The organism is Longilinea arvoryzae, assembly GCF_001050235.1.
GTDB classification, from domain to species: Bacteria; Chloroflexota; Anaerolineae; order Anaerolineales; family Anaerolineaceae; genus Longilinea; species Longilinea arvoryzae.
In genome coordinates this window covers 2,910,958-2,931,331 of record NZ_DF967972.1, presented here as the reverse complement: position 1 = coordinate 2,931,331, position 20,374 = coordinate 2,910,958, and the positions used below count along the sequence as shown (strand labels likewise).

At 55.3% G+C, this 20,374-nt stretch carries 21 protein-coding genes; 8 read left to right on the top strand and 13 right to left on the bottom strand.

Features of this window, described 5'->3' with window-relative positions; genetic code table 11:
* Positions 1 to 5: 5 nt before the first annotated feature.
* Positions 6 to 1,916, bottom strand: a complete 1,911-nt coding sequence (locus LARV_RS13010; RefSeq protein WP_075074041.1) for a diguanylate cyclase — start codon at positions 1,914 to 1,916, stop codon at positions 6 to 8.
* A 137-nt stretch (positions 1,917 to 2,053) separates the two neighbouring features.
* Between LARV_RS13010 and LARV_RS13005 the strand changes: the two genes are divergently transcribed.
* Positions 2,054 to 2,752: a YigZ family protein gene (locus LARV_RS13005; protein ID WP_152031794.1), complete on the top strand. Its 699-nt coding sequence runs from the start codon at positions 2,054 to 2,056 to the stop codon at positions 2,750 to 2,752.
* On the opposite strand, the gene LARV_RS13000 is transcribed toward LARV_RS13005, so the two are convergent.
* Positions 2,667 to 3,803, bottom strand: coding sequence for a hypothetical protein (locus LARV_RS13000; protein ID WP_075074039.1), 1,137 nt, complete (start codon positions 3,801 to 3,803; stop codon positions 2,667 to 2,669). The two genes, LARV_RS13005 and LARV_RS13000, sit on opposite strands and share 86 nt — an antisense overlap.
* Before the next feature lie 65 nt (positions 3,804 to 3,868).
* On the opposite strand from LARV_RS13000, the gene LARV_RS12995 reads away from it, so the two are divergent.
* Positions 3,869 to 4,969, top strand: a complete 1,101-nt coding sequence (locus LARV_RS12995; protein ID WP_152031793.1) for a glycosyltransferase family protein — start codon at positions 3,869 to 3,871, stop codon at positions 4,967 to 4,969.
* A gap of 23 nt (positions 4,970 to 4,992) precedes the next feature.
* On the opposite strand, the gene LARV_RS12990 is transcribed toward LARV_RS12995, so the two are convergent.
* The 3 genes from LARV_RS12990 to LARV_RS12980 all read right to left on the bottom strand — a co-directional run bounded on the left by LARV_RS12990 (position 4,993) and on the right by LARV_RS12980 (position 6,817).
* Positions 4,993 to 5,289 (bottom strand): YciI family protein, encoded by a 297-nt coding sequence (locus LARV_RS12990; protein WP_075074038.1) that lies wholly within the window; start codon positions 5,287 to 5,289, stop codon positions 4,993 to 4,995.
* A 35-nt stretch (positions 5,290 to 5,324) separates the two neighbouring features.
* A complete protein-coding gene (locus tag LARV_RS12985) occupies positions 5,325 to 5,972 on the bottom strand; it encodes a sterol desaturase family protein (protein WP_075074037.1) in 648 nt (215 codons plus the stop codon).
* Between the two features lie 140 nt (positions 5,973 to 6,112).
* Entirely contained in the window at positions 6,113 to 6,817 is a 705-nt protein-coding gene (locus LARV_RS12980; protein ID WP_075074036.1) for a sensor domain-containing protein, read from the bottom strand.
* Between the two features lie 127 nt (positions 6,818 to 6,944).
* On the opposite strand from LARV_RS12980, the gene LARV_RS12975 reads away from it, so the two are divergent.
* Complete coding sequence (locus tag LARV_RS12975; protein WP_075074035.1) at positions 6,945 to 7,175, top strand: PspC domain-containing protein; 231 nt, start codon at positions 6,945 to 6,947, stop codon at positions 7,173 to 7,175.
* Positions 7,176 to 7,227: 52 nt separating this feature from the next.
* Here LARV_RS12975 and LARV_RS12970 read toward each other — a convergent pair whose 3' ends face one another.
* The 3 genes from LARV_RS12970 to LARV_RS12960 all read right to left on the bottom strand — a co-directional run bounded on the left by LARV_RS12970 (position 7,228) and on the right by LARV_RS12960 (position 9,220).
* Positions 7,228 to 8,232, bottom strand: a complete 1,005-nt coding sequence (locus LARV_RS12970) for an NAD-dependent epimerase/dehydratase family protein (protein WP_075074034.1) — start codon at positions 8,230 to 8,232, stop codon at positions 7,228 to 7,230.
* A 137-nt stretch (positions 8,233 to 8,369) separates the two neighbouring features.
* Positions 8,370 to 8,861, bottom strand: a complete 492-nt coding sequence (locus LARV_RS12965) for a peptidylprolyl isomerase (RefSeq protein ID WP_075074033.1) — start codon at positions 8,859 to 8,861, stop codon at positions 8,370 to 8,372.
* Between the two features lie 14 nt (positions 8,862 to 8,875).
* Positions 8,876 to 9,220 carry a PAS domain-containing protein gene (locus LARV_RS12960; RefSeq protein WP_075074032.1) on the bottom strand — a complete coding sequence of 115 codons (345 nt, stop codon included), beginning with the start codon at positions 9,218 to 9,220 and terminating at the stop codon, positions 8,876 to 8,878.
* 114 nt (positions 9,221 to 9,334) lie between these two features.
* Here LARV_RS12960 and pcp point away from each other — a divergent pair, with 114 nt between their 5' ends.
* Both pcp and LARV_RS12950 read left to right on the top strand, forming a co-directional pair.
* Positions 9,335 to 9,952 carry a pyroglutamyl-peptidase I gene (pcp, locus tag LARV_RS12955; RefSeq protein WP_075074031.1) on the top strand — a complete coding sequence of 206 codons (618 nt, stop codon included), beginning with the start codon at positions 9,335 to 9,337 and terminating at the stop codon, positions 9,950 to 9,952.
* Positions 9,953 to 9,958: 6 nt separating this feature from the next.
* The gene (locus LARV_RS12950) at positions 9,959 to 10,753 is read left to right on the top strand and encodes a YdcF family protein (protein WP_075074030.1); all 795 of its coding nucleotides are present in this window, start codon (positions 9,959 to 9,961) and stop codon (positions 10,751 to 10,753) included.
* Here the strand turns inward: LARV_RS12950 and LARV_RS12945 are convergent, their stop codons facing one another.
* Both LARV_RS12945 and recD2 read right to left on the bottom strand, forming a co-directional pair.
* Complete coding sequence (locus LARV_RS12945; RefSeq protein ID WP_075074029.1) at positions 10,754 to 11,677, bottom strand: carbohydrate kinase family protein; 924 nt, start codon at positions 11,675 to 11,677, stop codon at positions 10,754 to 10,756.
* 7 nt (positions 11,678 to 11,684) lie between these two features.
* Positions 11,685 to 13,895 (bottom strand): SF1B family DNA helicase RecD2, encoded by a 2,211-nt coding sequence (gene recD2, locus LARV_RS12940; protein ID WP_075074028.1) that lies wholly within the window; start codon positions 13,893 to 13,895, stop codon positions 11,685 to 11,687.
* 111 nt (positions 13,896 to 14,006) lie between these two features.
* Between recD2 and LARV_RS12935 the strand changes: the two genes are divergently transcribed.
* A complete protein-coding gene (locus LARV_RS12935; protein WP_075074027.1) occupies positions 14,007 to 15,176 on the top strand; it encodes a DUF362 domain-containing protein in 1,170 nt (389 codons plus the stop codon).
* A gap of 124 nt (positions 15,177 to 15,300) precedes the next feature.
* Positions 15,301 to 15,675, top strand: coding sequence for a carboxymuconolactone decarboxylase family protein (locus tag LARV_RS12930; protein ID WP_075074026.1), 375 nt, complete (start codon positions 15,301 to 15,303; stop codon positions 15,673 to 15,675).
* Here LARV_RS12930 and LARV_RS12925 read toward each other — a convergent pair.
* The 3 genes from LARV_RS12925 to abc-f all read right to left on the bottom strand — a co-directional run bounded on the left by LARV_RS12925 (position 15,672) and on the right by abc-f (position 19,529).
* Complete coding sequence (locus LARV_RS12925) at positions 15,672 to 16,565, bottom strand: fructosamine kinase family protein (protein ID WP_075074025.1); 894 nt, start codon at positions 16,563 to 16,565, stop codon at positions 15,672 to 15,674. The genes LARV_RS12930 and LARV_RS12925 overlap by 4 nt on opposite strands.
* A gap of 302 nt (positions 16,566 to 16,867) precedes the next feature.
* Positions 16,868 to 17,842 (bottom strand): tRNA dihydrouridine synthase, encoded by a 975-nt coding sequence (locus tag LARV_RS12915; protein WP_075074023.1) that lies wholly within the window; start codon positions 17,840 to 17,842, stop codon positions 16,868 to 16,870.
* A 46-nt stretch (positions 17,843 to 17,888) separates the two neighbouring features.
* The gene (abc-f, locus tag LARV_RS12910; RefSeq protein WP_075074022.1) at positions 17,889 to 19,529 is read right to left on the bottom strand and encodes a ribosomal protection-like ABC-F family protein; all 1,641 of its coding nucleotides are present in this window, start codon (positions 19,527 to 19,529) and stop codon (positions 17,889 to 17,891) included.
* A 324-nt stretch (positions 19,530 to 19,853) separates the two neighbouring features.
* On the opposite strand from abc-f, the gene LARV_RS12905 reads away from it, so the two are divergent.
* The gene (locus tag LARV_RS12905; RefSeq protein WP_075074021.1) at positions 19,854 to 20,306 is read left to right on the top strand and encodes a response regulator; all 453 of its coding nucleotides are present in this window, start codon (positions 19,854 to 19,856) and stop codon (positions 20,304 to 20,306) included.
* Positions 20,307 to 20,374 lie beyond the last annotated feature (68 nt).

Sequence of the window (20,374 nt, the reverse complement as noted above, 5' to 3'; positions counted from 1 at the left end):
CAATATCATTCCACCAACTGGCTGCCGTGACTGGCTTTTTTGCGGCGTTTTTGGCGGTACATGCGCATGTCGGCCAGCATCAGGGTTTGAGAAATATCCAGGGTCGGCGAGGTGGTGGCGCCGCCGATGGAAAAACTGACCTGCTGTTCCAGCGGCAGGTTGGCGTTGGCCTCCTCCAGGTTGCGGCGCAGGCGAATGATCGCCTGCCGCAATTGGCTTTCATCCGTTTCATGAAGCAAAATGGCGAATTCGTCCCCGCCAATTCGAGCGATGACATCGTCGATGCGAAAAGATGCCTTTAATATTTTAGCGACTTTCTTGATTAACAAGTCACCCGCCTTGTGGCCATTTTGGTCGTTGACTTCTTTCAATCCGTCGACGTCCACGATGATGATGCTGGTCGAAAGCGCATTCAACGGGTCGTAAAGTTCGACAGCGTCGTCAAAATAGGTCCGATTGAATAAGCCGGTCATCATATCGTGGGTACTCTGATAGCGCAGCTTTTCTTCGAGCTGTTTGCGTTCGGTGATATCCCGAAATATTGCCAGCGTGCCGTTGTAATTACCGCCCGGGGAATAGCGCGGAGTGGCTGTAACCAGAATGTCCCGTTCGATATTGTCAAACGAGCGGACCGCGATTTCAAAGGATGTCGATACGCCTTTCCGGCGATTTCCATGCTGCAATCGATAGTGGTTCATCTGCGAGTCGGGGATGAAATTCGTTATCCGTTGCCCAATGAAGAATTCCGGGATTCCTCCCAACAGATTTCCACCGGCGGCATTGATGTAATCGATCTTCCCATCCGCGTCGATCATCACCACGCCCTCGCCTTGATTTTCGACCAGGAAGCGATAGCGTTGTTCGCTGGCCCGCAGGGCCTGTTCGATTTCATAATGGTGGGTGATATCGTGAAAATAACAGGCCAGATGAGCTCCATCGGGTTCTGGCAGTTCGATCTGACTGACCCTTAATTCAATCGGGATGGATATTCCATCCCTGCGAAGGATTTTGCATTCGACCGCGAGATCGGTATGACTTTTCGAACGCGGGTCGGAAAGAACGCGGCTGACTTCGAAACGATCCTCCGGAGAAAACAGGTCGATGAAAAGTGTGGAATTGAGATCGGTTTCTTGCGTGTAGCCAAGAATCGTTAACGCTTTCGGGTTCGCGGTCCGAATCGAGCCATCGATTCCCAGGGTGACTATGCCATATGGCGCATCGCGCAGGATGGCATCCGGGCGCGGTTGCTCCGGCCTGGGGTTCGAGGTGAAAGAAATCAATCCTTGAAGGTTGGAGATGATCCTGGATACCGTCTCGGCAGAAGGAGCGGAATCCGCAGACAGGGTCAGGCCATGATAAGGATTGATCAGAAGTTGATTCCCGAAGTGTAAAGTTCGATGTGCGGCCAGCAGTTGAAGGATGGTCCGCGGAGGTATCTGGTTGTCAGCATAGGCACAATAGAGCGGTACATCTGCAATCGGTTGAGATGAGAACGTCTCGAGCCAATTCAGAAGGGGTTCGATCTGTGTTTGAGTGCAAAGCGTCCGGGTCAAGTCGAGCCAGACCCGAATACCGGCATACCCATTCGCGACGGCGGTAGTCTGTTGGCTCAGAAACCATTCCTTCAACACTCCGGCATCGAATGGCCCGGTGGTTGCCCATTCGACAGAGTCGGGTATCCATTCAAACTGATGATCGGTCAGCCCTAGATTTTCCATGGATCGGATCAGCAAAGGCGAATCGAATTGCGCCTGGAGCTCAGCTTGCGGCGGAAGGCAAAGGATTTTTTGGCGATGTTCCATACCGCGGTGAATGAAATGCCTCAGTCCCTTTTCGAGATCCGATGTCGACCGGTAAAAGTAAGGAATCGGACCATGCTGAAAATCGGGGCGGAAGAGATCAACCGGTAAATCCATAATTGGCTCCAATTATTCAATCGTCGATATCCTGACAATTCATTTGAAAATCGTAAGCTACATTATAATGATTTTTGGTGTAACTTATTTAATCCAATACCGAATCCGTCAAGGATTGGTTTTTCGGAGAGGCTGGTTTGGCAGAAAAAAGGCGAATGGTTCCGGCAGGCGAAGTCCGGGTTGAAATTCAGGTCGTCAATTCCAGGTTCATTGCCTGCGTATCGGCGGCGCCATCCGTTGATGAAGCGCGCGCGTTCATCAGCCGGATAAAGAGCGATTATCCGGACGCAACCCACCACGTACCGGCATTCATCGTTGGACATGGTCAGAATGTGATCACCCATTGCACGGACGACGGTGAACCTTCCGGTACGGCAGGTCGCCCGGTCCTGACCGTCCTGACAGGCTCGGGGCTGGGCGACATCGTCGGGGTGGTTGTGCGTTATTTTGGGGGCACCAAATTGGGTACGGGCGGGTTGGTCAGGGCGTACACCGAGGCGACTCAGAAAGCGTTGGAGGTTCTGCCCAGGGCGCAAAAAGTATCGACGACGACCTTGATGTTCGAATTGGAATATTCCCAGCTCGGAGGAATTCGCCGCCTGGTCAAAGACTACGAGGGGGTCATTCTGGACGAGGATTTTCAGGCCAACATCTGGATGACCGCTCGCTTCATGACGGATCGCGTGACAGAATTTCAAAGCGACCTCCGCGATTTCTGCCGCGGCGGCATTCCAACCGAGATCCTCGAGGTCAATCCGGATGTGATTTTTCCAGAGATATCAAAGGACGATCCTTCGACTGGTTTACCAGAAAGCGGCGTCGGTAGGAAGAAATGAGCAGCACAATCGCGAACTGATAAAATGTGTTGATCACTGCGGAGAATTGATCGATATAGAAAACGATCAGATTCAGCCCCGTCAGGCTGATGATCAGGCTGACCTGGGCCCAGAAGAGCCCGTGTTTTTCATCTCCCCGGAAGATCAAAACCAGACCGATCAGGCTGAGAATCCCTATTGCGGCCTGCAATGCCACTCGATACAGGAACCAGCGGATATGAAATTGGGCCGAATATTCTCCAAGTGTCAGAAACAGCGGGATGGGTATATGGATATTCAAGCCAAAGCGGAAGACAAGGAGATAAACAACCTCGACGATTGCGGCAAGGCTCATGATCCCAAGCATGACAACCAGTACAATCCTGGTTATTCTTTTTGTAAAGAGACCATCCAGAAATTTTAGAACCGTGTATTTGACACGTTCGAAAACCGTCGGCTGGCGATCGACCACCACGGTTTGATCGCTTTGGATATATTCCAGGATGGCACGGGCCATCTGGGCCAGTTGAGGATCCTGCACCTGCTGCGCCACCCAGGTCAGGTCCGTTGTCAGGGTCCTTTCCTCGTTCGCGTCCAGGTCATTATCCAGGACCTCGGCCATGGTATGCAAAGCGTAATACATGCGCACGCGAGGTGAAGTGGTCCTGGGGTTCCTGCGAATTTGAAAATACACCAGAACCGTCAGCAGAAAGAAGCCATAGATGATGGGCGCAGCGGGCGGATAGAAATAATTATTGGTCTGGGTGATGAATTTCCCGACCTCGTCGATGAACAGCCCTACTCCGACACCGCCGAAAATGGCCGTGAGTGTGAAGACCCATTGGTTTAGAAAAATCAAAGGCAGGAGCGCGGCAATGAACAAAAGCAATCCGCCCCACAGTACATGCGCAATGTGGAGTTCGCTGTTTCCGAGCTGGGGGTAACCGGTCAATTCGAGAAACAGGCGGGTTATAATTACGGTCGATGCAAAACTGACCAGTGAAAGCAGGATCAATTGTTCAGAGTCCGGCCGGCGAACGCTGCTCCGGATATGAGGTCGCTTGGCAATCATCTTATCAACTCCTATCGCCATCATTTTAGCATAGCAGGACTTTTCTTTTGAAACCGATCCATTCTTTGAGCAGAGAAAGCCAAATTTCGATCGCCTATTTTATCTCCCCGCACGGCTTTGGACATGCGGCGCGCGCTTCAGCCGTGATCGAAGCGATCCAAACCCTGCGTCCCGATGTCCATTTTCATCTCTTTACGACCGTACCCGAATGGTTCTTCCGGAATATTTCAAATTCGAACTGGACTTATCATTCGATGCGCTGCGACATCGGATTGGTGCAAAAATCAGCCCTGCGGGAGGATGTGGACGCCACGCTGCGCGAATTGGGAAAATTTCTGCCATTTTCAGAGGCGCAGCTTCAGGCGTTGGTGGACGGCGTTCGATCCTCCGGCTGCAAACTGGTGCTTTGTGATATCGCACCGTTGGGGCTGGCGGTGGCCAAAAAGGCCGGCCTGCCTTCAGTTTTGATCGAAAATTTTACCTGGGATTGGATCTACGCAGGTTATCCTGCATACAGGCGTCCATTTCAGCCCTTTATCGATTACCTGGCGGCGGTGTTTCAAAGCGCCAGCCGGCACGTTCGCACGCAGCCTTTCTGCGAGTCCTCACCCGCGGATCTTGTAACCCGGCCGGTCAGCCGCAAACCGCGCGCCGGCCGCGCCGAGACGCGTAAACGGCTGGGTATCGGGCTCGACCAAAAAGCCGTGCTGATCACCATGGGTGGCATTCCCGACCGCCTGGATGTGGACGCGCTGAAATCGGCCTACCCGAAGATCACCTTCGTCGTTCCAGGCGGCTCGGATGCGGAGCAACGCACCGCTAATTTAATACTGCTTCCCCACGAGCATGCTTATTTTCACCCGGATCTGGTGGCGGCCAGCGACGCGGTTCTGGGTAAGGTTGGCTACAGCACGATCGCTGAAGTCTACTGGGCGGGCGTCCCGTTTGCTTATGTCTCCCGCCAGGATTTCCGGGAATCGCCTCCGCTGACGGAATTCATCCGCGCCCATATTCCGGGTTTCGAGATCGAACAGGCCCAATTCGAAAACGGCGCCTGGCAGCGGCGCATCGGCGAGCTGCTGGAAATTTCGGGTGTAACGCGGGATGGCGAAAATGGCGCTGACCAGATCTCCAACGACCTGGTCAGGCTAAATTTCTTATCATAGCAGGGATGTCACCGACGAACAGATCAGGATTGGATCCAATCCTGAATGCAGGGGTGGAATTTTACCGGGTTGAATTCCTGAAAGGTATAGCTTGCCAGGTGATTGAGCTGGTAAGGGTCATTCGCGAAGAACGCCAGCAGGTCGTCCAGGCTTTCGCTGCGCGCGACCAGGTAGGCGCCGGTGCGGGGGACCTTGGGCCCGGAAATGAGCAGAATGTCTTGATCGTACCCGGTCTGCAGGAAGGCGCGGTGCAGGCTGACGAATTGATCCAACTGTTCATTCGGAACAAGATAATGAATTTCTCCCAGGAAGTATTTCACAGACGGCTCCTCATTAAAAAAATATGGATTCCATTTTAGTCGTTTGGGCGCGTTTTGAAAACCGAATCCCAGATCGGAGAGGTCACTCCAAAGCGTTGGTCGGGAGTCTTGTAATGATGCTGCATATGATAACGCTTCAGGAACTTAAGATATCCGGATCGCATCCCAAAATGATGCGTGGCGTAGTGCGTCATATCGTAAGCCAGATAACCCAGAATGAATCCTGAAAAAATTGGCGCCACCCAGTGTGGCAGACCCAGGATGACCGAGAAGATCAGCACGAAGAGTCCATAAAACGAAGCCGCCAAAGGGATGCTGACAATGGGCGGCATGACCAGCCGGGTCTTGCATTGCGGCTGGGCATGATGGATGCCGTGAAACAGGAAAACGATCCTTTCCTGAAACGCATTCTTTGGCCGGTAATGAAACACAAAACGGTGCAGCGTATATTCGGAGAAGGTCCACAGGAAGAGTCCCAGAAGAAAGAGCAGCGGGATATAAACGGCTGAGGCGCCGTTGGGTAAGTTCAGAATTGCTTTCACCAGAAAATATAATCCGACCGGGAGCCAGATTACCAGAACCGTGATTGGGCTGATGTGGGTGAAGAACTCCAGGAAATCAGACGTAAAGAGTCGAATCGGCACATCGCTATGATCGATCGGTAAATGAGTGCTGGTGGTCATGATCGGATCTCCATCCATGGGCATCGATATGAGGTTTAGTTTATGAATTATGTCCAGTATAGCATGGATAACAAAAAGAACAGCCTCTGCGATGGAAAATGCAGAGGCTGTTGAGTTAACATTGCGTTTGGCGGGATGCGCTACGATTGTGTAGGCCCATTCTCCGGCGCGGCTGGTTGGTCCACGGTCTGGGAAGCAGCCGGCGCGGCCGGCGAATTCTCTTCAAAACTGGCCTGTCCCAACATCACCCGCGCGAACTCGCCCTGAATGCGCGTCACAAAGTTGAGCAGGTGCAACCCTGCCGGCGCCAGAACCAAACCCAAAATCATGACCAGCAGCGCATCCGAGAGGGAATTGACAACCATAAATCCGAAGTCATAAGTGGCTATGGAGTAAGTAAAAGGAGCGGCAACACACCCAAGTATGATCGCAAGAAACGTTACGGCCAGGGTGAAGTTGATGATTCCCAGGGGGAATCTGCAAAATAGATACAGCATTCCTTTCCAGGTGACCGGATTGGTCAGGTATTCCCTGATTCGCTGCCAGAAACCGGCCGAAGGCTGCGTGGGTCTGGCCATAGGCGGAATTCTTACGTGCAGGATGGAAATCGCCAGCCCGCGTTCGAAAGCCGTCAGCCCCCAGGAGGCCGCAAAAACAGCCGCCAAAATCAAGATGCCAACCCAGAGAATGATCAAAGGAAAACCCAGGCTTAGTCCGGTGACCAGGAAGACGAAGTAGAAAATTCCAAGCGGGAAGCTGAGGAACAAGTAAAGCATATTCAGGTATGTCTGTGGGCGGACGATCACCCCAAAATAGTTCTTGATAAAATCATCGAAGTCATTCATGGTAAACCTCATCATGGAAATCTACATCATATACGCGAAATCCCGAAGATAGTTGCGCGACATCCGCGCAACATTTTCCAGGGCTTTGCGTATACTGAATATGCCAGATCAAGAAGGAGAAAAAATGATGTCAGAACAAAAACGTTTATATCGATCGCGAACCGACCGGATGATCGGTGGTGTGTGTGGTGGGTTGGGAAAATTCCTGGATATCGATCCCACGATTATTCGCGTGGTGGTGGCCATTATTACCTTTCCATTCCCGGCGACCATCCTGGCCTATTTTGTGATGCTGTTGGTGGTGCCGGAAGAACCGCTTGACGTGCCGCCATCTTCGCCTTTGCCGCCTGCTCAATAATTCATGCTCGAAAAATCAAAAGCGCCCCTGGATCCAGGGGCGCTTTTGACGATCACGTTTGCTGCGTAAGGTGCCAGGATCGCAGAATGTCATTTTCACGGTCGATGGACAGGCCGGCTTTCCAGTCGTGGTTGCCCGGGCGGCCGGCATCCCAATCACTGGTGGCCTTGAAGGTTTCTTCGACGGGGCGAAAGACCAGACCTGCGTTCCAGGCCTTGCGAGCGTTGATCCGGAACAGCCCGTTGGATTCATGGTCGGAATCCGGGAGCCACAACGGCAGATCGATCCAGGGATCGACATGCTTCTTGAGTAAAAATTCATCCTCGACCCAGGTGAGTACCGAGTGTTTGTTCAGGGCTTTCCGGCCGGCTTCGAGTAACTGTTTCATCGTTAAGGGGACCGCGGGTCCGACGGCATTGAACACGCCGGTGACCTGGTTTTCGACCATGCGTACCAGCCACTCGGCCAGATCGCGGACATCGATGTATTGAATCTCCCGGTCTGGGCGGCCGGGCGCCAAAATCTCACCGCCGCGAGCCAACCGGTGCGCCCAATACGTGAAACGATCGCTCTGGTCGTATGGACCGACGATCAAACCCGGCCGGACGATCAAAGCCCGGTCCAGCATGGATTCAATGACCTCGCGTTCACAGGCTGCCTTTAATGGGCCGTAGGTATCGCCGTTGACTTCCGAGACGCTTTCATCGGCCAAACGCGCCACGGGCGCGTTCTCATCGATATCCGGTTCGGAAACATCGGCATAAACGGAAAGCGTGGAGATGAAAACGTAATGGTCCGTCTGACGGGCGAGCAGATGGGCGGATTTGCGCACGACCGCAGGTACATAACCGCTGGTATCCAGAACGGCATCCCAATGCCCGCCCTCCAGCTCAACCAGATCGCCATCCCGGGTGCCGTACCGTTTCTCGATCCCGGGAAAGAGATTCGGGTTGGTTCGCCCGCGGTTGAAAAGGGTGATCTCATGTCCCTGCTCGAGGGCAACATCCACGAGCGCCCTGCCCAGGAATACCGTGCCGCCAAGAATTAGAATCCGCATGGAGCCATCCTTTCTTGATTTTCCCCCTGACCAGGCTGTACCCAAAAATCAAAGCTAACGATATTTATTTATTATAGGATGTTTTCTAGAAAGTAATAAAAACGCCGCTCCGAAATTCCGAAGCGGCGTTTTGAACATCAGGCCTCGATCTCTTCGACCGTCACCGTCTGCATCACATCCCCCTGGCGAATGGCATTGACCACATCCATTCCGGAGGTTACCTTACCGAAAACGGTATGTTTGCCGTCTAAATGCGGCTGCGGCGAATGGGTGATGAAGAACTGGCTGCCATTGGTGTTTGGGCCGGCATTAGCCATGGAGATGACGCCGGTTTCATGCTTGAGTGGGTTGTTCTTCACCTCGTCTTCGAAGCGATAGCCCGGGCCGCCCATTCCGGTGCCGGTGGGGTCTCCACCCTGGATGACGAAGTTGGCGATGACGCGATGGAAACTCACGCCGTCGTAGAAACCTTCACGGACCAGGAAAACAAAATTATTCACGGTTTTAGGCGCGTGTTTGGGATACAGGTCCAGGGTAATGATGCCGCGGTTGGTTGTCATCGATACCCGATAATTCTTGGTTGTATCGATGGCCATTTCTGGCGGGTTTTTCCATTGTTTTGAAGCCATTGCGTTTATTCCTTTCAGCCTTGGCGGATAAAATGGGGCATTTCGGATGGGATTACGAGCGACAATTCGACAAAACCGGCGTACTGGCCGTTATCATACCAGGGCGTCTGGTAGATCAGCTTCTTCTGACCTTTCTTTTCGATGGTATAGACATTGGCCTGCTGGTTTTTCATCATCTCGACCAGTTTGCTGCGCGCTGCCTGGGGATGGCAGTCGAGCAGGTTCGAACCGATTAACGCGGCGCCGCCCTCGGCGGCAAAAACGCTTTGCGCCTGGGCATTCATGAACAGAACGATGCCTTCCCGGTCACAAACGGTGATCGAACCCGGGAAGCCTTCGATCCAGGCAGGATAGGTCATGGAAGCTCCTTGTTTGGTAGTATGTCCAAATTATAGCGGTTTTAGGCGCTGGTTGGAATAGCAAACGCCGGCGTCGGTCGCGTTGGCGTTATAATTGCGGAGGAGGAACCATCCTTGAAAACCATCCTGGTAACCGGGTTCGAACCCTTCGGCGGCAGTGCCGTCAATCCATCCCAGCAGGTCGCATCGGCGGTAAACGGTGAGAGGATGAGCGAATGCCGGGTCGTTTCTCAGATCCTGCCAGTCGACCGTATCCATGGACCCGAGGCTTTGCTCGCGGCAATCGCCGATTACCACCCGGATGCCGTCCTTTGCCTGGGCGAAGCGGACCGGCGGACATCGATTTCGATCGAACGCATTGCCATCAACCTGATGGATTACCGGATTCCGGATAACCTGGGCGAACAAATCCAAGATTTGCCCATTCTCCAGGACGGCCCGGCGGCTTATTTTTCCAGCCTGCCGGTGCGGGAAATCTACGCGGCCATTCTGGCCGCCGGCATCCCGGCCGAACTGTCTCTGAGCGCGGGGGCATTCCTTTGCAACCAGGTCTTCTACATGGGCCGGCATTCCGTTGCCCGCCAGGAAATCCCGATTCCGCTCGGTTTCATCCACCTGCCGGCGCTGCCCGAACAGGTTGCCCTGGCGCCGGCGCCGTTTGCGTCGATGAGTTACGAAACCAGCCTTCGAGCCATTCGATTGGCGCTGGAAGTCATCGCAAAAACACTCTAAAAAACCATGTTTGTATTCTTATCCAAATTATTACCCCTGTTCGTATACCCGCTCGGCCTGACCTGCCTGCTGCTGGTTCTGGCGTTGATTTTGAATCGTCACAAACGCCTGCGGGCAGCGTTGATCGTATCCGGGCTGGTGATCCTGTACCTGGCCTCGAACCGCTGGGTGGCTTACGGCCTGGCGCAGACGCTGGAATGGCGCTATCTGCCGCCCGAAAAGCTGCCGTTGGTAAAAGCAATCGTGGTATTGGGCGGCGGGACCGAATCGCAGCAGTACCCCCGTCCGGACGTGGAGGTCAACGCAGCCGGCGACCGGATTTTGTACGCGGCGAAGTTATACCGCGAGGGAGTGGCGCCGGTGCTCCTGTTGAGCGGCGGCAGCATCACCTGGCAGGACGGCGACAGCGGTACACCCGCCGAGGATATGGCGGTCCTGTTGCGTGAAATGGGCATCCCCGAGAGCGCCCTGTGGCTGCAAAACCGTTCCCAGAACACGCATGAGGATGCGGTTTACAGCGCCGAAATGCTCAAAGAGGCCGGTATCACCGAGATCGTATTGGTGACATCGGCGGCGCACATGCCGCGGTCGGTCGCGCTGTTCGAACACGAGGGCATCCGGGTGATTCCCGCGCCGGTCGATTATACGGTCACGCGGCAGGGCTGGCAGAACCTCACCGGCGGCGATTGGCAGGCCAAGCTGATTTCCTTCATTCCCAACAGCAGCAGCCTGGGTCTGACTACCAATGTGATGAAGGAATACATTGGCATCCTGATGTACCACCTGCAAGGCTGGTTGTAATCAGGCTGCGCCGGCAGAATGTATCTCAGCGCAGCACGCCTCCAGTGCCTGCGCCGTGAGGAAACCGTCCGAGGCGGAGGTCACGCCGATTTTATAAGATGCGAAAACCACGGCTTTTTGTAACGCTTCGAACGGGAGAACGCCCTGGTTAAAACCATGCAGGAAGCTGGAAAAAAGTGCGTCCCCAGCGCCGATGGTGTTGACGATCGGCCGGGTTCGGACGGCGGGAATGCGCACCAACGCATGGTCATTTCGGAGGCCAAGCAGGGCTCCCTGTTTGCCCAGACCGACCACGACGATTTCCGCCGGATAGCGGTTCCAGATCCGGCAAACCCAGTCCTCCGGCGAGACCGGTAGCCGCTCATCACTTTGAAAAAGAATATCCGCGGCCTGCATAAAGTCGCGGTTGTACTCATCCTCCAGATCGGAGATGGTGTGGACATCGGTCGCCACCCGGCGGCCGGCGGATTTGGCACGCTGCAAAAGCGGACGCGAATAATTGATGTTGCACAACGCGCAGATATCCGCATCTTCAACGGCCTGGTCGAACAGGTCCAGTGGATAGGTCAATTCCTGGATGTTCTTCAGGTCGGTGTGGATCTGGCGCCGGCCGCTCTCATCGAATAGGATCACGGATTGAGCGGTCTGTCCGGACTGATTCAGCACGTATTTCCAGGCAATGTTTTCTTCGATCAACCTGGCGCGCACCTGTTGAGCGGCGATATCCTGCCCGATGATCGAAAGGAAACGCACCCGGTCTCCCAACACGGTCAGCGCCTTGGCGATGTTATAGCCCACGCCTGAAACGCTGGAGGAAATGCCAAAAAATGGATAGGTGACCGAGAAGTATTCCAGCGGAAAACTGGAAATGCGCAGGGCGGTTTCGATATTGATCAGGCCGGAAACGAGAATGGGTTTGTTCATAAGATTCTTATCGGGTGGCTGACGAGAACAGGGCGGTCAGGCGTTCGGTCAGTCGGGTGTTGCGCTGGCGTACGCGCTGGTTGTTCACCGCGGTCGCGATGGCGTTGCGGCTGCCAACCAGCACCACCAGCTTCCTGGCGCGCGTTACGGCCGTGTACAGCAGATTGCGCTGCAGCATCATGTAATGCTGCATCAGGATTGGAATGACCACGACCGGGAATTCGGATCCCTGCGCCTTGTGGATACTGATGGCATAGGCATGCAGCAGATCATCCAGTTGAGTCTGGTCGTAATCGACCAGGCGCCCGTCGAAATTGACGCTCAGCGTCGGGCCGACCAGATCGATTTTCTGCAATTGGCCGATATCGCCGTTGAAAACCTGGCGGTCGTAATCGTTGTGAATCTGCATGACGCGATCGCCTTCACGAAAGACGCGCGCGCCGTGCTTCAGTTCGATTTTGCGAGCGGCGGGTGGGTTGAGGGTTGCCTGCAGGCGCTGGTTGAGTTCGGTCACGCCGGCTTCGCCGCGGTGCATAGGCGTGAGCACCTGGATATCCCTGTTCGCATCGAAGCCAAAATTCTTTGCGATGCGTTCCGAGACGAGGTCGATTACCCAGTCGGCGGCCTTTTTGGGATCTTCTTCGGCGAACAGAAAGAAATCGCTGGATTTTTTCGAAAACTCAGGCGCCTCGCCCTGGTTGATGTGGTGGGCGTTGACGATGATGTAGCTGTCGTCCGCCTGACGATAGATCGTGGTCAGGCGGCTGACCGGCAGGACGCCGGAATGGATGCAATCTCGTAACACGTTTCCAGGCCCAACCGAGGGCAACTGGTCGACGTCACCGACAAGGACCAGGTGGGTCCCTTCGCCGATGGCGTCCACAAGGTGGCGCATCAGTGCGATATCCACCATCGACATTTCGTCGACGATGATCAGATCGGCGTCCAGCGGGTTTTGTGCATTTCGCGAGAATTGATTTCCCGCAGCCGGCGTGTATTCCAACAAACGGTGGATGGTACGGGCTTCGAGACCGGTGGTTTCGCTCAGGCGTTTTGCGGCCCGGCCGGTTGGCGCCGCCAGAAGCACGCTGAGTCTGGCAGCCAGGGCCAGTTCGATGATGTTGCGGGTGATGGTGCTCTTCCCGGTGCCGGGTCCGCCGGTGATGATGCTCACTTTTTGCATCAACGCCATTCGAACGGCGTTCTTTTGTTCCTGCGATAGGTGAATCGAGGAATATTCGTCCATGGCGGCGTCGATGGCGGACCAATCGGCGCTGGCGAAGTTGCTCAACCGGTCGGCCGGCGTACCCGCCAGGCGCGCCAACTGCCAGGCCACGCGGCTCTCGGCCTGATAAAGCGACTTCAGGTAGAGCGCATCGCCATCCTGGACAAGTTCATCGCGGTCGAGGAGGGCTTGGATCTGCGCCTGGCAAAGAGCAGGCTCGAGATCGAGCAGGCGGGCGGTCTCCGCGGTGAGCTGTTCGCGAAGCGCGAAACAATGACCTGCGTTGGATAGCGTATCCAACGCGTATAGCAGCCCCGCGCGGATTCTTTGAGCCGAATTGGTGGGAACACCGGTCTGGCGGGCGATCTGGTCGGCGGTTTTGAAACCGATGCCGTAAATATCGGTCATGAGCTGGTAGGGATTGGCGCGCACGATGCCGATGGCGGCGTCGCCGTAGGCTTTGTAGATCTTTCCGGCCAGGCTGGCGCTGACTCCCTGGGATTGTAAAAAGAACATGATGGCCTTGATCTGGCGCTGTTCTTCCCAACCGGCCAGAATTTGAGCCGCGCGCTTCTTGCCGACGCCGGGTAATTCCCGCAGGCGTTCCGGAGTCTCATCCAACACCTTGAGCGACTCCAGGCCAAAGGCATTCACGATGAGGGCCGCGGTGGATGAGCCCACACCGCGAATCAGTCCACTGCCCAGGTAGCGGCGAATGCCATCCAGGGTTGTGGGCGCCTCGATGGTGAAATAGCGCACCTCGAATTGGCGCCCGTATTGTGGGTGCAGCGTCCACAGGCCGTGCAGGTTGACTGATTCGCCGACGTTCATGCCGAGCAGATTGCCGACTACCGTGATCTCCCCATTCTGGCCGGGCTGCCTGAGCCGGGCGATCGTGTAGCCGGTTTCGTCGTTTTGGAATGTGATTCTTTCCAAAATTCCGGCGAGCGTTTCGTATGGAAGGTTGGGCTGGAGGGCGGATTCGTTGTTCACTTTAGGGATTATACCTGATGACAATCTCGATGGTTCTCCAGAAGAGACAAGGTCGGGGTATATAATTATGAAATTACCCATAGAGGATAAAGATTCTGAAAGAGGTGATGGATGAGCAGCAGCGTATATTTTGGCTCCGCCAGGCAGGCGCGCCTGGTTGCAGAAGAGACCTTGCCGGCGAAACTGGATTTGATCATCGACCGGCTCCATTTGCGCGAACGCGTCAAAGGTGAAACGGTTGCATTAAAGATTCACACCGGTAACCATATCGGGTACTCGATGATTCATCCGGTTTTCCTGCGAAAGGTCGTCCAGGCTATCCGGGAGGGCGGTGGAAAACCGTTCGCCGTGGACGTGGACTGGGACGTGGCCGGCGCCGAAACCCGAGGCTATACTACCGAAGTGTTGGGTTGTCCGATATACCCGTCTGCCGGGCTGTCCGAACGCCATTTTTATGCCCATGAACATCCATTCAAGAATATCAAAACCTGGAAAGTGGCCGGGTTGATCGAAGAGGCGTCTTTCCTGGTTAATTTCGCGCACGCCAAAGGCCATCCGGCGTGTTCGTACGGCGGCGCCTTCAAGAATCTGGCGCTGGGGTGCATGGTCGGCGAGACGCGAGGCCAGATGCACGATACCGTGCACTTCGACCGCTACTGGTTTGCGGAGCGCTGCCCGGATTCGGACACGCGCAAACGCATCCTGGAAGCCTGCCCGCACAACGGCATCGTCGAGGATAAATTCGACCCCACAGAACTGCATTTGCATTTCGATGAGTGTAACAATTGCGGGCGTTGTCTGCAGGTGGCGCCCGAGGGCAGCCTGAAGATCGATGCGGTAAACTTCGATGCCTTCCAGGAAGCCATGGCGATCAGCACCTCGATAACGATGTCGACCTTCGCGCCGGAAAAGATGGTCCATCTGGTTCTGGCAACCCAAATCACGCCGGTGTGCGATTGCTTTGGCTTTACCAGCATGCCGGTCCTGCCGGACGCGGGCATTTTCGGTTCGGACGATATCGTGGCGCTCGATCAGGCTGTGTTGGATGTGACCGCTAAAACGCCGCTGATCGAAGAGAATGTGCCCACCTCAATGGAAATCTATTCGCACGAAGGCCATCCTTTGCAGTGGCTGCACGGCACGCTCAAGGATCCCTACAAGGTCGTCGAATACGGCGCAGCCCTGGGCCTGGGCAGCCGGGAGTATGAGCTGGTGGATGTACTTCCGGTCGAAAAGATCGCGCCCGCGTCGCTGGGTTACATCAGCGCCAAGAGCAATTAGCCCGATCGAAGCTGCTCGATCCCTTCAAATAGGGCCAGGCGAGCAGCTTTTTTCAATTTAAAACTGCGCATAGTCATGAAATATAAACGTTCATGTGCTTTGCAGTGCAAAACCTGGAGGAGAAATGGCAAACCGGCTGGAAGAGTTCAAATCTTATCGGCTGCGTATGAATGACCGCATCGCTAAAATCGATCACCTGGGCATCAAGCGCTTTTTCAACCTGGATACCCGGGCCTATGAGAATGGCGCACTGGATGCAAAAACGAAGGAGTTGTTGGGGCTGGTGGCTTCGACGGTTCTGCGCTGTAACGATTGCATTGATTACCATATCGTGCAGTGCGTGGACGCGGGCTGGAAAGACGAAGAGATCTACGATGCTCTCAATGTCGGCCTGATTGTGGGCGGGAGCATTGTGGTCCCGCACCTGCGCCATGCCGTCGAATCGCTGGACCTGGCCCGCGCCGAAAAGAATGGTGGAAGCGTCCGGCAGCCGGACTAGCGGTCAGAATAATGCTCGATGGTCGCCCGGACCGATCCGGCATAGGCCGGGCCGAATAAGTTCAGATGATTGAGCAGGTGATAGAGGTTGTACAGGTCGCGACGTGCCGAATAAGCAGGGTCGATCGGCCAGATGCTGTGATATGCCTGGTAGAAACGGCGGGAAAAACCGCCGAACAGTTCGGTAAATGCCAGTTCGGCTTCCCGTTCGCCGTAATAAACCGCCGGATCGATCAACACGGGTTGCCCGCCCGGACCGGGAATGACGTTGCCGGACCACAGGTCGCCATGCAACAGTGAAGGCCGGCAGGCCCGATCGTCGATCCAGCGATCGAGGTGATCGATGAGCCATTCGAGCTTGTGAAGCGGCGCACCGGACAGGGCGCCGGTTTTCACGGCCATTTTCATCTGCGGAACAAGCCGGCAGTCGCGGAAAAATGCCCGCCAACTTGTTCGCCAGGCGTTGACCTGCATGTTGGCACCGATGTAGTTGTCGCGATCCAGACCGTAGGATTCCCCGGCCGGATGGCGGTGCAGCATGGCTAGCTGACTGCCGAGCTGTTCCTGATCCCATTCCGGAGGATCCATATCGGATTGAATCCATTCCAATAAAATGAAATCCGGCTGATGGTGAACGGCCAGAACCTGCGGGACGCGAACCGCACCGGTGCCCGCGAGGAGTCCCAATCCCTGGGCCTCGACTTCGAAGATATCCGGCAACGGATTGGGGTTCCATTTGACCAGGTAAGCGCGTTTTTCGGTCGCGATCCGATACACGCGGTGGATGCAACCTCCGCTGAGCGGCGATATTCCGGTGATCCGGGTTGCGTCCCCGATTTGGGAGAGCAAATTGAGCACATCGACCAGGATGGGCAGTGTGGGCTGGGTCATCAGGTGTTACCTTCGCAACAAACTCCCGGATTTCGCGTAAATAAATATATAGAAAAATAAGTCACCAAGGAGCGACACATGGATGAACGGCCTGGGTGTTTGAGCGGTTTATTGAAATTGACCCTTTTAAACTGGATTTTCGATTGGCTACAAAGGACTTTTGGACTTAAAAGCGGATCCTGCTTGGGCTGCGGCTGCGGGTTGGTCCTGTTCGTGATTTTTATCATCCTGGCGTTATCGATCATTTTCGGAACCGATTGGTTCAGGCTGGTTATGGAACAGCCGCTCGTACAGACGATGATTTAACCGGGCAGGATCTGATCCAGCAGGGACCAGACCATGGCGGGGTCTGTCGAGGTCAACATTGCGCCCAGGACAGATCGCGGAACATCATAGGGCGCCAGATAGCGTTTCAGATGCTTGCGAAACAGGGTCAGGCCGCGATCGACGCCGTAGAACTCGATATTGGCGTCCAGGTGGCGGCGCAGGGTGGTTCGAACCAGGGCAGGCGGCACCTGGTTGCGTTCCAGCCGTGAAAAAATCCAGGGATTGCCGATGGCTGCCCGCCCGATCATCACGCCATCGCAGCCGGTTTGAGCCTGGATGCGTTCGATATCCGCGACGGTTTTCACGTCCCCGTTGCCCAGCACCGGGATGCGGATGGCCTGCTTGATCTCGCCGATCGCATCCCAATCCACTTCACCGTTATAGCCCTGTTCTTTGGTGCGGGCGTGAACGGCGATCAACGCGCCGCCGTTGTCCTCGATGATGTGGGCGATCTCCAGATAATTGCGGCTGGTTGCATCCCAACCCAACCGGATCTTTCCGGTAATGGGGATATCCAGTTCACGCGTCAGCGTGGAGAAGATACGCGCGATCTTTTCGGGCGTGCGCAGCAGGGCTGCTCCGGCACCGCGCCCGGAGACGCAGCGCGCCGAACAGCCCATATTGACATCGATGATATCCGGGCAGCGCTCGCGCAGACGGTGAGCTGCCTTCACCAGCCGTTCCGGGTCGTCATCGAAGATCTGGTAGACTACCGGGCGCTCCTGTTCGGAGAAATACAGGTGTTCCTCCAGGTAGGGGTAACCGTTCAGAATGTCGATGGCGTTGATGAACTCGGTATAACTCAGCGCCGAACCCAGCGACCGGGTCAACTCTCGGAAAGGCGCATCTGAAACGCCGTCCATGGGCGAAAGCACCAGGTCGCCGTGCACGGGGATATCCCGGATGGTGAAGGCGGTTTTGTTTTCCGCCGTTCGTTCCAATAAGGTCATAGGACTATCTTAACATAAGCCTGCGCCATCCGCAAAGGTCCTGAGATCAACGCAAGTCGGTCTCGCGGATGCCGGGTGGAACCATCTCCCAGATCTTCGTGGCATAACCCTCGATGAAATAACGATCGTGAGCGACGGTCAAAATGGTGCCCTCGAAAGACGAAAGCGCCTCCTCGAACCTGGCCCGGGATGGGATATCCAGATGGTTGAGGGGTTCATCCAGCAATAAGAAATTATTGCCCTGCGCCACCAGACAGGCCAACGAAAGGCGTGAGCGCTCGCCGAACGACAGCCGACCAGCCGGGATGTAGACATCGTCGCCTTTCAGGAGGTACTTGGAAAGGAACGATCGGATCTCGGTCTGGTTCCAGTGCGTGGTTTCATCTAGGATTTCGAGCGCGTTCTTTTCCCGATCGAGTTCCTCCTGTTCCTGGGCCATGTACCCCAGACGCACATTGCTGCCCAGGCGGACGGTCCCGCTCAAGGGCTCGAGTTTGCCGGTGATGACGCGCATCAGCGTGGTTTTCCCCGAGCCGTTCGGCCCCACCAGCGCGACCCGTTCGCCAAACCGAATGTGCAGGTTGAGCCCTTCGAGTAGGGTGTTGCCCGGATAACCGATCCTGGCCTCTTCGATGGCAAGCACGTGCCGGCCGCTGGACGGCGCGCTCTCGAAATCGATTTTCATCTGCCAGGTGCGGGCCGGTTTATCGACCCGGTCCTCGGTCAGCAATTTTTCGATACGCGCCTCAATGCTCTTCGCGCGGCGGACGGTTTCCAGGCCGCGGTTGGCAAAGAACCCTTTTGCGAATTTGTCTCCCGAGTCGGCTTTGCCGCCTTTGCGGAATTTCGCGATCCCGCGCATGTGAGCCGCGCTTTGCTTCAGGCGAGTGATTTCGGTCTGCTGGTCGGCATACTCCTGCCACTGGTGGTCGATTTCACTGGCTTTTTGGTCCAGGTAAGCGCTGTAATTTCCCGGATACGCTTTGAGGTGATGGCTGGTTGGGTCCATCTCCAGGATTCCGCTGGCGACCTGGTCCAGGAAGGCGCGATCGTGTGAAACGATCAGCACGCCGCCGGTAAACTCGCTCAACCAGTTCTCCAACCAGGCAAGCATATCCAGGTCCAGATGATTGGTGGGTTCATCCAGCAGGAGCAACTGCGGATTGGAGATCAGAATGCCCGCCAGCGCGAGGCGCGTCTTTTGCCCGCCGCTGAGTGCGGAGAGGGGCAGATCGAACGGCAGCTCGTCCAATCCCAGGGCAGCCAGTGCGGCCTGGCTTTTGCCGGCGTTCCGGGATGCGCGCGAAAGGTCGGCCAGCGTTCGATCGTAGGTTTCCTGCAGATGGCGGTCGGAAGGGGCGGCCGCCAAGGCGGCGGCAACTTCTTCCAGACATGCCTCGAGCCGGGGAAGATCGCCTTGCATGCGCGTCAGGAAATTTTGCAACGTATCGCCGGCTTCGAATTTCAGACTCTGTGAAAGGTAACCCACCCGCAGCGAAAGGGGTGAAAAGGCAAAGCTGCCCTGGTCGGCTTTCTCTTCCGCCGCCAGAATGCGCAGGAGCGTCGATTTTCCGCAGCCGTTCGGCCCGATCAGGCCCCAACACTCGCCGGCGTTTATATTGAAAGTGATGTCATCGAGGATCTTTTCGATCCCAAAGGATTTCGAAATATGGTGAATTGAAAGCATAACACCTCTAATGGAAAAAAACGAAAACCGAGGGCGACAGCCCTCGGCCTGAAGAATCAAAACAGGCTTGCTGTTTCCCAAAAACGTGAAAATTAGAGAGTGTTATCTGTCATCGAATTTCCGATCTCTGATTACTTGCCGCAATCTTACCATAATTATTACCCGGAGCAAAGTTCTTCGAGGATTTTCAATCAGATTTGAAGGGTAGCGAAAAAATGATTCCGGTTCATTGCAATTTTCGAATTGGATGGGGTAATATTTATCCTATATAACCCCTCGTTTGCGAGGGTCGGAAAATCAAATCCTGATATACTGGTAGAACCTATGCGCATCATGATAGCAGATTCTCATCCCGAGGTTCGAGCGGCTCTACGTTTGCTTCTCGAAGAAGATTCAACGACCTGGATCGTTGTGGCTGAAGCCGCCAGCGCCATCGAATTGATCAACCGGGCTCGATCGGCTAACCCCAGGGTCATCCTGGTGGATTGGGGTCTGCCAGGCATGCGGATTACCCCGATGAGCACCGATCATCAACGCCTGGATAAGGTCATGGTCGCATTGAAAGCCATTGCCCCAAAGGCAAAAGTCATGGTCCTTAGCACCTCGCCGGAAGTAAAATCCGCTGCGCTCCGAGCCGGAGCGGATGCTTTTATGTGCAAGAGCGAACCCCCGCAACAGTTATTGGCCGCTATCAAGAAACTCGAGCAGGAATTGGCCGGAGAGGGCACGCCGCCCTGGTCAAAATTACCCAACATTCCCATCGAACCCAATTCATAGACTCTAGACTCAAAACCCAGATTTTTCCAAAATTAGCCCGGTAGAAGTTTCGTAATATGCAGACTCAG